The organism is Streptococcus sp. HMSC10E12, assembly GCF_001807855.1.
GTDB classification, from domain to species: domain Bacteria; phylum Bacillota; class Bacilli; order Lactobacillales; family Streptococcaceae; genus Streptococcus; species Streptococcus salivarius.
This window is the reverse complement of record NZ_KV791091.1, coordinates 1-504: the sequence shown is the minus strand read 5'-3', so window position 1 is coordinate 504 and position 504 is coordinate 1. Positions and strand designations below refer to the sequence as shown.

Sequence of the window (504 nt, the reverse complement as noted above, 5' to 3'; positions counted from 1 at the left end):
AAAGCGGATAACGATACTAACTACACAGAACAGTCTGAAACGCTCGTAGAATCGAAATCTCAGCATGATTCTTTTGAAAGAAGTACAAGTACCGTTACTCGAAAAAAAGAAGAAAGAAAACCAGTTGATTTTAAAAAATCATTACCGTTTAAAATTAAAACAGGTACAGTGATTACAACAGTTGGATTTCTAGCGTTACTATCCTTGACTGCTATCCAAAGTCACGAAATTAAAGAAGCTCAGTCAAGGATTGAATATATTGATACGGTAAATCAACAGGAACATAAACTTGATATTTTTGTTCGCTATTTCCTACCTAATTACTTTTCAAGCAGTAATGAGAAATCAGGCTTAAAGAAATATGTATCAAATGACGTGTATAAGACTATCAAAGTTCAAAATGCAGTAACTCAATCTGCGTTTATGGAATCAGTAGAAAAGAATCAAGACCAAACTTACAATGTTTCCTATATTTTAGTCGTACAGAAAGGAGAAGATAACCAA

General features: G+C 32.7%; 1 pseudogene. It reads left to right on the top strand.

Annotation, left to right across the window (positions count from 1 at the left end):
- Positions 1–504 (top strand): annotated as a pseudogene (locus HMPREF3112_RS11425) (hypothetical protein); the annotation flags it as partial.